The organism is Brevundimonas viscosa (assembly GCF_900116065.1).
GTDB classification, from domain to species: domain Bacteria; phylum Pseudomonadota; class Alphaproteobacteria; order Caulobacterales; family Caulobacteraceae; genus Brevundimonas; species Brevundimonas viscosa.
The window spans coordinates 360,815-373,081 of the sequence record NZ_FOZV01000002.1; the positions used below are offsets into that span (position 1 = coordinate 360,815).

10 protein-coding genes are annotated in these 12,267 nt (G+C 71.3%); 4 read left to right on the top strand and 6 right to left on the bottom strand.

What is annotated here, in order from left to right; genetic code table 11:
- Positions 1–34: 34 nt before the first annotated feature.
- Genes BM333_RS06070 through BM333_RS06080 form a run of 3 tightly spaced genes read left to right on the top strand, consistent with a single transcriptional unit; the run spans position 35 to position 1,845 of the window.
- Positions 35–631 (top strand): ArsR/SmtB family transcription factor, encoded by a 597-nt coding sequence (locus BM333_RS06070; RefSeq protein ID WP_092308391.1) that lies wholly within the window; start codon positions 35–37, stop codon positions 629–631.
- Positions 631–1,377, top strand: coding sequence for an SRPBCC family protein (locus BM333_RS06075; RefSeq protein WP_092308393.1), 747 nt, complete (start codon positions 631–633; stop codon positions 1,375–1,377). Before BM333_RS06070 ends, BM333_RS06075 begins: the two co-directional genes overlap by 1 nt.
- A 45-nt stretch (positions 1,378–1,422) precedes the next feature.
- Complete coding sequence (locus BM333_RS06080) at positions 1,423–1,845, top strand: lysozyme inhibitor LprI family protein (RefSeq protein WP_092308395.1); 423 nt, start codon at positions 1,423–1,425, stop codon at positions 1,843–1,845.
- An 18-nt stretch (positions 1,846–1,863) separates the two neighbouring features.
- Here the strand turns inward: BM333_RS06080 and mfd are convergent, their stop codons facing one another.
- Positions 1,864–5,316: a transcription-repair coupling factor gene (gene mfd, locus BM333_RS06085; protein ID WP_092308397.1), complete on the bottom strand. Its 3,453-nt coding sequence runs from the start codon at positions 5,314–5,316 to the stop codon at positions 1,864–1,866.
- On the bottom strand, positions 5,316–5,633 hold the full coding sequence (locus BM333_RS06090; protein WP_092308399.1) for an FAD assembly factor SdhE: 318 nt from the start codon (positions 5,631–5,633) through the stop codon (positions 5,316–5,318). Before BM333_RS06090 ends, mfd begins: the two co-directional genes overlap by 1 nt.
- Before the next feature lie 84 nt (positions 5,634–5,717).
- On the opposite strand from BM333_RS06090, the gene recG reads away from it, so the two are divergent.
- On the top strand, positions 5,718–7,805 hold the full coding sequence (gene recG / locus BM333_RS06095; protein ID WP_092308571.1) for an ATP-dependent DNA helicase RecG: 2,088 nt from the start codon (positions 5,718–5,720) through the stop codon (positions 7,803–7,805).
- Here recG and BM333_RS06100 read toward each other — a convergent pair.
- Genes BM333_RS06100 through kdsA form a run of 4 tightly spaced genes read right to left on the bottom strand, consistent with a single transcriptional unit; the run spans position 7,802 to position 12,240 of the window.
- Positions 7,802–8,854 carry a DUF3089 domain-containing protein gene (locus tag BM333_RS06100; RefSeq protein ID WP_092308574.1) on the bottom strand — a complete coding sequence of 351 codons (1,053 nt, stop codon included), beginning with the start codon at positions 8,852–8,854 and terminating at the stop codon, positions 7,802–7,804. The genes recG and BM333_RS06100 overlap by 4 nt on opposite strands.
- A 50-nt stretch (positions 8,855–8,904) precedes the next feature.
- Positions 8,905–9,906, bottom strand: a complete 1,002-nt coding sequence (gene rfaD, locus BM333_RS06105) for an ADP-glyceromanno-heptose 6-epimerase (RefSeq protein WP_218151423.1) — start codon at positions 9,904–9,906, stop codon at positions 8,905–8,907.
- Positions 9,906–11,357 carry a D-glycero-beta-D-manno-heptose 1-phosphate adenylyltransferase gene (gene rfaE2, locus BM333_RS06110; protein WP_092308401.1) on the bottom strand — a complete coding sequence of 484 codons (1,452 nt, stop codon included), beginning with the start codon at positions 11,355–11,357 and terminating at the stop codon, positions 9,906–9,908. The genes rfaD and rfaE2 overlap by 1 nt, the downstream gene beginning before the upstream one ends.
- 19 nt (positions 11,358–11,376) lie before the next feature.
- A complete protein-coding gene (gene kdsA, locus BM333_RS06115; protein WP_425425118.1) occupies positions 11,377–12,240 on the bottom strand; it encodes a 3-deoxy-8-phosphooctulonate synthase in 864 nt (287 codons plus the stop codon).
- Positions 12,241–12,267 lie beyond the last annotated feature (27 nt).

Genomic DNA, 12,267 nt, shown 5'->3' on the forward strand with positions numbered 1-12,267 from the left:
TGACAATTTCTTCTGTCTAATGAAAAGTGGGGCCATGACGCCCCGCCCTTCCGCCCTGCTCGACGACCAGGACGCCGCGCATCTCGCGCTGGCCCCGATCCGCCGGCGCATTCTCGCCGCCCTGGCGGAGCCTGCATCGGCGGCCGGCCTGGCCGAACGGCTCGGCATGCCGCGGCAGAAGATCGGCTATCATCTTCGGGCTCTCGAGACGGCGGGACTGGTGCGGCCGGCCGGCGAACGGCGCAAACGAGGCTTCACCGAGAAGCTGTTTGTCGCCGCCGGCGCCTTTGTGCTGGATCCTGCGCTGCTCCAGGCGCCGCCCGACCCCGACGCCGTCGACGCCCAGGACCGCCACGCCAGCGGTCACCTGATCGCCGCCGCCTCGGCCATGGTCCGCGACGTCGCCCGCATGCGCGACGTCGCCGCGGCCGAGGGCTCGCGCCTGCTCACCCTCACGGTCGAAGCCGACGTGAGCTTCGCCGAACCTGCGGACTTCGACGCCTTCTCCGATGAGCTGGCCGAAGCCGTCGCGACCCTCGCCCGCAGGTACGCGGCCCCGTCGGGCCGGCGTTTTCGCCTCATCGCCGCCGGCCATCCCGCCGTCAAACGGCCCACGCCCGTGAAGAACTGATGATCGCCATGACAGACGCCCCCGCTCCCATGGAGGACCATGTCCTCGTCGAGGTCACGGTCCCCGCACCGGCAGACGTGGTCTGGGACGCCCTGCGCGATCCGGCGAAGATCAGGGACTGGTTCGGCTGGGAGGCCGACAGCCTGAAGGACGAGATCGACTTCATCTTCGTCACCCATGCCCGCGCCGACGAGGCGACGAGGACCGTCGTCTTCGAGGGCGTCAACGACCGCTATGAGGTGGAGGCGCGCGGCGACTCCAGCGTGGTGCGTGTTGTGCGCTCCGCCCCGGCAGGCAGCTGGACCGACGTCTTCGACGGCATGATCGAGGGCTGGATCTCCTTCACCTGGCAGTTGGCCTTCGCCCTCGCCCGCCATGGCCTGAAGCGGCGTCGCACCCTGTTCTTCTCCGGCCCGCCGCGCGAGGACAGGCTGGGTCGCGGCCTGCTCGGCCTCGACGCCGCGCCCGCCGCCGGAGAAGCGTGGGCCGGTCCGCTCGGCCCGGAAGCGGACGCCGCCGGCGAGGTCTGGTTCACCGCCCGCCACCAGACCGGCGTCACCGTCGACGCCTGGGGCGACGGCCTGCTGGTCGTCGTCGACCAGCCGCCGTCGGAGAAACACCCACGCGGTTTCGTCATGCTGACCCTGACCACTTACGGCCTGTCAGAAGCGGCGCTCGCCGAGCTGCGCACCCGCTGGCAGGCGTGGTGGGAGAAACGCTTCGAGAGCGCCGCGCCGGGCTGCTAGGGGGAACGCCGTTCGAATCATGGCTGCTGGCCAGCTGGAGGGCTCATGAAACTCGCGATCACGATCTTGTCCGCCGTACTGGTCGCCTCATGGGCCAGCGCGGCCGGGGCGCAGGATGATGCGCCGAACACACCTGCCTATGCCGCTTGCATGGAAGGCGCGGGCGGCGTCACGGCCCTGGTCCGGGAGTGCATCTCGGAGGAGCACGCGCAGCAGGACGCCCTGCTGAACGAGGCTTACCGCGAACTGATCGGGCGACTGGACTCCGAAGCTCGGAGCGACCTGCGAAACGCCCAGCGAACCTGGATCGCCTTCCGCGACGCCGAGTGCGCCTGGCGGGCGTCGGGCGAGACGGGAACCATGGGGCCGCTGATCATCGACAGCTGCCAGCTCGGGTTGACGACCGAGCGCGCGGCGCGGCTGCAGACTGATCTGGGCCGGGTCAGCGAACGGGCCCCGTCCGACTGAGGGGCCGGGGGAGGCGCCTCAGGCCGCCCCCGCAACCCGCGCGAGGTCGGCCGTGATCCGCTCGGCCACCTTCAGACGGTCCTCGGGCGTGTCCCAGTCGCCCTTGACCACGATCTTCTGGTCCGGGCGGATCTTCCAGAAGGCGTGGTTCTTCTGGATCAGCCCGACCAGGCCGGCCGGGTTGGGGAAGGCGTTGCCGCGCAGGGTCAGGACGGCGCCCTTGGGGCCCACGTCGATGCGCTCGATGCAGGCCGTCTTGCAGTTGGCCTTGATGCCCACGATGCGCAGCAGCTGTTTCGCCTCGTCCGGCAGCGGGCCGAAGCGATCGATCAGCTCGGCGGCCAGCGCTTCCCGGCTCTCGCTGTTCTCGGCGTCCGACAGGCGGCGGTACAGGCTCAGACGGACATTCAGGTCCGGGACGTAATCCTCTGGAATCAGGACCGCGGCGCCAACATTGATGGCCGGCGACCAGCCGCGGTCGATCTCCTCGCCATCGCCTTCCGCCTTGAGGCTGGCGACGGCGTCCTCGAGCATCTGCTGGTACAGCTCGACGCCCACCTCGCGGATGTGGCCCGACTGCTCGTCGCCGAGCAGGTTGCCGCCGCCGCGCTGATCGAGGTCGTGGCTGGCGAGCTGGAAGCCGGCGCCGAGGTTGTCCAGCGACTGCAGCACCTGCAGCCGCCGCTCGGCGGACAGGCTCATCGGCTTCTCGTTGGGCGTGGTCAGATAGGCAAAGGCGCGGGCCTTGGACCGGCCGACCCGGCCGCGGATCTGGTACAGCTGGGCCAGGCCGAACATGTCGGCGCGGTGCACGATCAGGGTGTTGGCGGTCGGGATGTCGAGACCGCTTTCGACGATCGTCGTCGAGACCAGCACGTCGTACTGGCCGTCGTAGAAGGCGCTCATCACGTCTTCCAGCTGGGTCGCCGACATCTGGCCGTGGCCGACCACGAACTTCACCTCGGGGACCTGTTCGCGCAGGAAGCGCTCTATCTCTGGCAGGTCTTTCAGCCGCGGCGCGACATAGTAGGCCTGGCCGCCGCGATACTTCTCGCGCAGCAGGGCCTCGCGCACCAGCACCGGGTCCCACGGCGTGACATAGGTCCGCACCGCCAGGCGATCCACAGGAGGCGTGGCGATGATCGACATCTCGCGGATGCCCGACAGCGCCATCTGCAGGGTGCGGGGGATGGGCGTCGCCGTCAGGGTCAGCAGGTGTACGTCGGCGCGCAGGGTCTTCAGCTTCTCCTTGTGCTTGACCCCGAAGTGCTGCTCCTCGTCGACGATGACGAGGCCGAGGTCCTTGAAGCCGACCTGCTCGCTCAGCACCGCATGGGTGCCGACGACGATCTCGAAGCTGCCGTCCTTCAGCCCGGCGCGGGTCTCGGCCGCGTCCTTCGCCGTGACCATGCGCGACAGGTGGCGGACCTTGACCGGCCAGCCGGAGAAGCGCTCGCTGAAGGTCTTGAAGTGCTGCCGCGCCAGCAGGGTCGTGGGGCACACCACGGCGACCTGCTGGCCGCTCATGGCCACCACGAACGCGGCGCGCAGCGCCACCTCGGTCTTGCCGAAGCCGACGTCGCCGCAGATCAGCCGGTCCATTGGCGTGCCCTTGCCGAGGTCCTCCAGCACGTCGGCGATGGCGTTGAGCTGGTCCTCGGTCTCCTCGTAGGGGAAGCGGGCGCAGAACTCGTCGAACAGGCCGTGCGGCGGCTCCACCGCGTCGGTCCGGCGCAGCGCCCGCTTGGCGGCCAGCGCGATCAGCCCCTCGGCCATGGCGCGCAGCCGCTCCTTGGCCTTCGCCTTCCTCGCCTGCCAGCCGGCACCGCCCAGCCGGTCCAGCTGCACCCCGTCGGCGTCGGTCCCGTAGCGGGTCAGCAGGTCGATGTTCTCGACCGGCAGATACAGCTTGGACTCGCCGGCGTAGAGCAGCTCCAGGCAGTCGTGCGGCGCCTCCTGGATCTCCAGCGTCTTCAGGCCTTCGTAGCGGCCGATGCCGTGGTCGAGGTGGACCACCAGGTCGCCGGTGGTCAGGGCCGAGGCCTCGGCGAGGAAGTTCGAGGCGCGCCGCTTCTTGCGCGGCCGCGCCAGCCGGTCGCCGAGGATGTCGGTCTCGGAGATAACGGCGACCTCGTCGGTCTCGAAGCCGTGCTCCACCGGCAGCACGCCGCGCAGGAACAGCCCCTCCGGCGCCGCCTGCACGTCGGCCCAGTCGCGCACCGCCACGACGTGCTCCAGCCCGTGATCGGCCAGCATCGAGGCCAGCCGCTCCGAGGATCCCTCGGTCCACGAGGCGAACAGCACGCGCCTGCCGGCCGCCTTGACCGCCTCGGCATGGCGGGCGACCGCCTCGAACAGGTTGACGCTGTCCTGGGCGCGCTCGGCCGCGAAGGTGCGCCCCAGCCGCCCGCCGGCGTCCTCGCCCTCGCCCTGGAAGGGCGAGAAGCGGCGAACGTCGCGCCCGGCCAGGGCCGAGTTCCAGTCCGCCTCCGGGAGGTAGAGCCGGTCCGGCGGCAGGGCGCGGTACGCCGTGCCGCCTTTGCCCTTCGCCGCCTCGCGCCGCGCCTCCCAGGCGTCCTGGGTCAGGCTCCAGCGCTCCGCCCGCGCCGCCTCCACCTGGTTGTCGAGGAAGATGCGGCCGTCCTCCGGCAGGTAGTCGAACAGGGTCTCCAGCCGCTCGTAGAGCAGCGGCAGCCAGTGCTCCATGCCCTGCCGCCGCGCGCCCTCGCTGACCGCCGCGTACATCGGGTCCTCGCCCGGCGCGCCGAACAGGTTCAGGTAGCCGGTGCGGAACCGCGAGATGCTGTCCGGATCCAGCAAGGCCTCGGACACCGGCGCCAGCGATACGCTGGTCATCTGGCCGGTCGAACGCTGGGTGTCGGGATCGAAGGTGCGGATCGACTCCAGCTCCGAGCCGAACATGTCCAGCCGCACCGGCTCCTCGAAGCCCGGCGGGAAGACGTCGATCACCCCGCCGCGCACCGCGAACTCGCCGCGCTCCGACACGGTCGAGGCGCGCACGTAGCCGTTGGCGGCGAAATAGCGCTCCAGCGCCGCGGTATCGAGGTCCAGACCGACCGTGGTCTCGAACCCGGCTCCGCAGGTCGCGTCCCGCGGCGGCGTCCGCTGCATCGCGGCGCTGACCGTCGTGACCACCAGCAACGGCCGGCTGTCCCCCGCCTCGCGACGCGCCAGCGCCGTCAGGGCCGCCATGCGCTGGGCCGACACGCCGGACGTCGGGCTCAGCCGGTCGTAGGGCAGACAGTCCCACGCCGGAAACTCGAGCACCTCCATGTCGCCGGCGAAGAACCGGAACGCCTGGGTGAACTCGCCCATGCGGGCGAAGTCGCGGGCCACGAACAGGCCGACGCCGCCCGCGGCCTTCAGCCGTTCGGCCACGGTCAGGGCGTCCAGCCCCTCCGGCGCGCCGCCCAGGGTGCGATCGGCGCGCTTCGGCACGGCGCCGTCCATCAGGCGACCCCCTTCGCCACTTCGGCGGCGACGTGTTCGGCCATGAAGGCGCGGATCTTCTGCATTACAGGTCCGTCGTGCTCTGGCGGAGTGGGGGCGGTCTGGATGATCCAGGCGTAGAGGGCGTGATCGTCGTCCTGCATCAGCAGGGCCTCGAAGGCGTCGAGCTCCGCGTCATCCAGCGTCGGTCCGACCTCCTCCGCGAACGGCCCCAGCACCAGGTCGGCCTCGCGGAAGCCGCGCCGCCACGCCCGGAAGGCGATGCGGCCCAGCCGGGCCTGTCGGGTCTCGTTCGCACGCGCGTTCGTATCGGCCACAAGAATCCTTGCCCGGTCCACATCTTCTAACAGGGCCGTCCAGATAGCGTTCCAGACGCCCCGCCGCCAGCTATGCTGCGCGGTATGCGGCCGCAGATTCTCTTTCCGCTGTTCGCCGGGGTCGAGACGCTGAAGGGCGTCGGGCCGCGCGTGCTGCCGCTCGTGCAGAAACTGGCCGGCCCGCTGGTGCGCGACCTGCTGTTCCTCGCCCCCTCCGGCGTGGTCGTGCGGCGGCCGATGACCGCCGCCGACGCGGTCGAGGGCCTGACCGGCCAGTTCGAGGTGCTGGTCGACCGGCTGATCGTGCCGCACAAGCCCGGCGCGCCGATCAAGGTGCGGGCCTCGGACGAGACCGGCTTCGTCCACCTGATCTGGTTCGGGGGCTCGGCCCAGCACATCGAACGCCTGGTGCCGAAAGGACAGAAGCGCATCGTGTCGGGCAAGGTCGAGCGCTTCAACAACGAGGTGCAGATCATCCATCCGGACGTGTTCCGGCCCGAGGAGGCCGGCGACATCGCCGCCGTGGAGGCGGTCTATCCGGCCACCCAGGGCCTGTCCTCGCGCCAGGTGCGCAAGCTGGTGCAGGCCGCCCTGCCCCACGCGCCCGAGCTGCCGGAGTGGCAGGACCCGGCGTGGCTGGCGAAGCGGCGTTGGCCCGGCTGGCGCGCGGCGCTGGGCCAGTTGCACGCCCCGGCCGGGGAGCCGGACCTCGAACCGGACGCGCCGGCCCGGCAGCGGCTGGCCTGGGACGAACTTTTCGCCCACCAGCTGGCCCTCGCCCGCCGGCGACGCGCGCGCCAGATCACGCCCGCGCCGGTGATCCTGCCCGGCGAAGCCTCGGAGCGCCTGCTCGCCGCCCTGCCTTTCGCCCTCACCGGCGCGCAGACGCAGGCGATCGCCGAGATCCGGCGCGACCTCGCCTCGGGCGAACAGATGGGGCGGCTGCTGCAGGGCGATGTCGGCTCGGGCAAGACCGCGGTCGCGGCGCTGGCGCTGGCCGACGCCGCCGCCTCGGGCTTCCAGGCGGCCCTGATGGCGCCCACCGAGATCCTCGCCCGCCAGCATTTCCAGCGGCTGGCGCCGATGCTCGAGGCCGCCGGCGTGACGACGGTCCTGCTCACCGGCCGCGACACCCCGGCCGAACGCCGGCCCCGGCTGGCCGCCCTGGCCTCGGGCGAGGCCAGGGTCGCCATCGGCACCCACGCCCTGTTCCAGGACACGGTCCGCTTCGACCGCCTCGGCCTCGCGGTGATCGACGAACAGCACCGCTTCGGGGTCAATGAGCGCCAGCGGCTGCAGGCCAAGGGCGACCCGCGGACCGGCGGGGTGCACCTGCTGACCATGTCCGCCACCCCGATCCCGCGAACGCTGGAGTTGACCCAGTACGGCGAGCTGGACGTCTCGCGGCTGACGGAGAAGCCGCCGGGCCGCACCCCCGTGACCACGGCCGTCCTGCCGCTGACGCGCATCGGCGAGGTGGCGAAGCGGCTCAAGGCGGCGCTCGACGGCGGCGCCCAGGCCTACTGGATCTGCCCGCTGGTGGCCGAAAGCGAAGCCTCCGACCTCGCCGCCGCCGAGGCGCGGGCGGCTGACCTGCGCCGCATATTGGGCGTCGAGGTCGGGCTCGCCCACGGCCAGATGCCGGGCCCGGAGCGCGAGGCGGTGATGGCCGACTTCGCCGACGGCCGCACCCCGCTGCTGGTCGCCACCACGGTGGTCGAGGTCGGCGTCGACGTGCCCAACGCCTCGATCATGGTCATCGAGCACGCGGACCGCTTCGGCCTGGCCCAGTTGCACCAGTTGCGCGGCCGCGTCGGCCGGGGCTCCGCCGCCAGCACCTGCCTGCTGCTCTACGGCGGCGGCGACGAAGGGCTGGGCGAGACGGCCCGGGTGCGGCTGGAGACCCTGCGCCGCACCGAGAACGGCTTCGAGATCGCCGAGGAGGACTTCCGGCTGCGGGGCGGCGGCGACCCGCTGGGGCTGAGACAGAGCGGTTTCCCCGCCTACCGTTTCGCCGATCCGATCCGGCACCGGGATTTGCTGCTCGCCGCCGCCGACGACGCCCGTCTGGTGCTGGCCCGCGATCCGGACCTGGCCTCGCCGCGCGGCGAGGCGGTGAAGGTGCTTGAAGCCCTGTTCGACTGGCGCAACGACCGGCCGGGCGTGGACTAGGCCGGGGCCGTTGCGCGCCAGGCCGCCAGTCGCGTCTGCACATCCGCTTCAAGGTCGCCGTAGAAGAGATTGTAAGGCCGTGATTTTCGGCGGTCCGCCCAGCTGCCGGTCTCGCGGAACGACTCCAGATCCGGCTCGGTGTGCCGCAGCAGGCCGTCGCGGCACTGCGCGGCCACCTCGCGCGTCATGAGGGCCGGATGAGCGCCCCACTCCAGCCCGGTGGCGTTGGTCGCGCCGCGATGCGCCCGCGCCGGCGCCGGCGACGTATCGGTCGAGCCGGTGAGCGGGTTCACGCAGACCGGCCGTCGGTCCTCCAACTCGACCAGCCGGCCCCGCGCGTCCCAGACCAGCGCCCGCCGCAAGCGCCGCCGCGCCGCGCCGTCGTTGCCGTCGCCGACCGGGGAGAAGGCGACGACGCAACCGGCCTGGTCGCGCCGTCCGCAGGCGGGAAGCGCCGGCGACAGTCCGCTCGCCGCGACCACGACGTCGATCAGATAGACGGCCGCGAGGCGCTCGCGCAGCGAAGGATCGGTCGCCACCCGTTCCCGAGCCAGCCGCTCGACCAGTTCCCCGCCCTGCTCCACCCCGGCGAGGACGATCGGCCCCTCGGGATGCCGCTCCAGCCAGGCCTCGAAGGCGGCGACGATGTCCTGATAGGCGAAGGCCCGGGCGTCCCGGGCGTCCTCGCGCAGGGTCAGCCGCGTGTAGAGGCTGGCCTGCCGGTAGCGGGGCGCGCTGACGGCTCCGGCCCGCGCGAACGGCCCCGCGTAGTTCGGGATCACCACCTCGCGCAGCCAGCGTTCGCCCTTGGCCGTGCCGACCGGCCCGTTCCAGTGCCGGCCGCCTTCGTAGGTGGTCGAATGGACGAAGAACACGGCCGCGTTTCCGGCGCCGGGCGCGCGGGCGTCGCGCAGCACCCAGGCCGCCGGCGCGCCGTAGTCGGGCGCGGGCGGCGGCGCGTAGGTCTGGAACGGCACCTGCGGGTCCAGTCCCGCCCTCAGGATGTCGCCGCGCCACACCGCCGTGGCGGCGGTCAGCAGGAACACCATGGCGAAGCCGAACCAGCCGATCCACTGCCGCGGGGTCAGCCGGGGGAGCCTCACCGGTAGGGATCCGCCTGCATCAGGAAGTCCTGCACATAGCGGCGGACCCCCTCCTCCAGAGGCGTCGACTGGCCGGCGTATCCGGCCGCCCGCACCCGCTCCATGCGCGCCTCGGTGAAGTACTGGTACTTGTCGCGGATCGACAGCGGCGTGTCGACGTACTCGACCCGCGGCGACTTGCCGGCCGCGGCGAAGGTGGCGTTGGCCAGGTCGAGGAAGGACCGCGCCTGTCCCGAGCCCGCGTTGAATACGCCCGACACGCCCGGCGTCTCCAGCAGCCAGTCGACGATGTCGACCACATCCTCGACGAAGACGAAGTCGCGCATCTGCCCGCCGTCGGCGTAGGCCGGGTTGTGCGAGCGGAACAGGGTCACCGCCTCGTCCGCCGCCACCTTGGGCCAGATCTGGGCCACGACCGACTTCATGCCGCCCTTGTGGTACTCGTTCGGGCCGTAGACGTTGAAGAACTTCAGGCCCGCCCACTGGCTCGGCGCATGCCCTTCGTCGGCCTGTTTCGCCGCATACTGGTCGAACAGATATTTCGAATAGCCGTAAGCGTTTAGCGGCTTCAGGCGCGACAGCCTCTCAAGATCATCAGCGTCCTCGAACCCCTGTTCGCCGTCGCCGTAGGTGGCCGCCGACGAGGCGTAGACCATCCGTGCGTCGCGCAGCGCGCACCAGTCCCACAGGTCGCGCGACAGGCTGAAATTGGTGCGCAGGATCAGGTCGGCGTCCGGCTCGGTGGTCGATGAGATGGCGCCCATATGGACCACGGCCTCGACTCGGTCGGCGTGCCGCTCCAGGCGCTCGAACATCTCTTCCGGCTGCCAGAAGTCGGCGATCGGGTGCTTGGCCAGGTTGCGCCACTTGCCCGAGGCCGCGTCCTCCAGCCGGTCGCAGACCACCACGTCGGCCGTGTCGGCGGCGCACAGCCGCGCCACGATGTTGGAGCCGATGAAGCCGGCCCCGCCGGTCACCAAGATCATCCGGCGCGCCATCAGCTGTCCTTCATCCTCTCGATCGTGCGTGTGGTCGAGAAGCCGTCCTCGAAAGTGGCCAGCCTCACCTCCCCGCCCCAGCTCTCCACCAGGTCGCCGCCGACCACTCCCTCGCGGGTGTAGTCGGCCCCCTTGATCAGCACGTCGGGTCGCAGTCGCTCGATCAGGGCCAGGGGCGTCGGATCATCGAAACTGGTCACCCGGTCAACGCTCTGCAGCCCGCCGATGACCACGGCGCGGCTGTCGAGGTCGTTGATCGGCCGCCCTTCGCCCTTCAGCCGGCGCACGGATGCGTCGGTGTTGAGCGCCACGACCAGCCGGTCGCACCAGCTGCGCGCCTGCGCAAGGTAGGCCACGTGGCCGCGGTGCAGGATGTCGAAGCAGCCGTTGGTGAAGCCGACCTTCAGCCCCTGCCGTTTCCAGCCCTCGACGACATGGGCCAGCTCCTCCAGCGGCATGACCTTGGCGTGGGCCCCGGCGGCATGCTGGCTCATCTCCGCGTCGATCAGCTCGGCGGGCGTGACCACGGCCGTGCCGGCCTTGCCGACCACCACGCCCGAGGCGAGGATGGCGAACTGCACCGCCGTCTCCAGCGACGCGCCCGCCCCCAGCGCCAGCCCCAGCGCCGCCAGCCCGGTGTCGCCGGCGCCCGAGACGTCGAACACCTCGCGCGCCCGGCCCGGGAAATGCTTCACCGGTCCGCCGCGGCGCATCAGGCTCATGCCCTTGCCAGCCCGGGTGACGACGATGGCCTTGGCCGTCGTCGCCGCCAGCAGGGCCTTCAGCGCCGCCTCGACCTCGGCGTCGCTGTCCACCGGCAGGCCCGTGGCCGCCGCCAGTTCGCTGGCGTTGGGCTTGATCAGGTCGACGGGCCCGTAGCGGGCGAAGTCGCGCCCCTTGGGATCGACGATCACCGGCGCCCCGCTCGCCTCGGCCGCCGCCAGCGCCTCGCCGATCAGCAGATCGCTGACCACGCCCTTGGCGTAATCCGACAGGAGAATGACGGAAACACCTGTGAATGCCTCACTTTCCTCGCCCATCACCGCCGGCGCTTCCTCGTCGAGGCGCAGCAATTGCTGACCGGCGGCGACGAAACGGGTCTTGACGATGGTGGTCACGCCGTCGCGCCGTTCGACTACATCTTCCACGCCCGGCTCCGCCGCGATCAGGGCGGCCAGCTCGTCGCCGGCGGCGTCCGTGCCCGCGACCGCCCCCAGCCGGGCGACGCCGCCCAGCGCCGCGACGTTGCGGGCGACGTTGCCCACTCCGCCCGGCATGGCCGTGGTCCGCCGCGTGTGCAGCACCGGGATGGGCGCCTCCGGCGAGATGCGGCTGACCTCGCCATAGACATAGCGGTCCAGCATCAGGTCGCCGACGCAGGCGACCTTCAGGCCGCGCACGCGCTCCAGCAGGGCCTGCAGTTCGCCGAGATCGAGGGTCCGGACCGTCATCCTGCCGGGACTAACGGATTCAGGCCGCCTTCGCCATCCGCGCCTTGGTCAGGTCGTCGTAGGCGATCAGGTCAGCGGCCAGCGCCTCGAACTCGTTCAGCGGCACCATGTTGGGCCCGTCCGACGGAGCGCGGTCGGGATCCTGGTGGGTCTCCATGAACACGGCGTCGACGCCCACCGCGACGGCGGCGCGGGCCAGCACCGGCACGAACTCGCGCTGGCCGCCCGAGGAGGTCCCCTGCCCGCCCGGCTGCTGCACGCTGTGCGTCGCGTCGAAGACCACGGGGCAGCCGATCTCGCGCAGGATCGGCAGGGCCCGCATGTCGCTCACCAGGGTGTTGTAGCCGAAGCTGGCTCCGCGCTCGCACGCCATGACGTTGGGATTCCCGGCGCCGACCACCTTGGCGATGACGTGCTTCATGTCCCACGGGGCGAGGAACTGGCCCTTTTTGATGTTGATCGCCTTGCCGGTGGCCGCGGCGGCCAGCAGCAGGTCAGTCTGGCGGCTCAGGAAGGCCGGGATCTGCAGAACATCGACCGCCTGCGCCGCCTCGGCGCACTGGGCCTCGTTGTGCACGTCGGTAAGCACCGGCAGGCCGACGGTCTCGCGGATCTCGGCGAAGATCGGCAGCGAACCCGCCAGGCCCAGGCCGCGCGCGGCGTTGACGCTGGTGCGGTTGGCCTTGTCGAAGCTGGTCTTGTAGATGATGCCGACGTTCAGCCGCTCGCCGATCTCCTTCAGGGCGTTGGCCATCTCCAGCGCATGCTGGCGGCTTTCGAGCTGGCAGGGCCCGGCGATGAACACGATGCGCTGGCCGCCGCCGATGCTGACGGGCCGCTTCAGGCCTTCGGTGATGTCGATGACGGCGTTGGGCTGGGGCACGGGACGACCTTCTTCTGAACTCGGCGG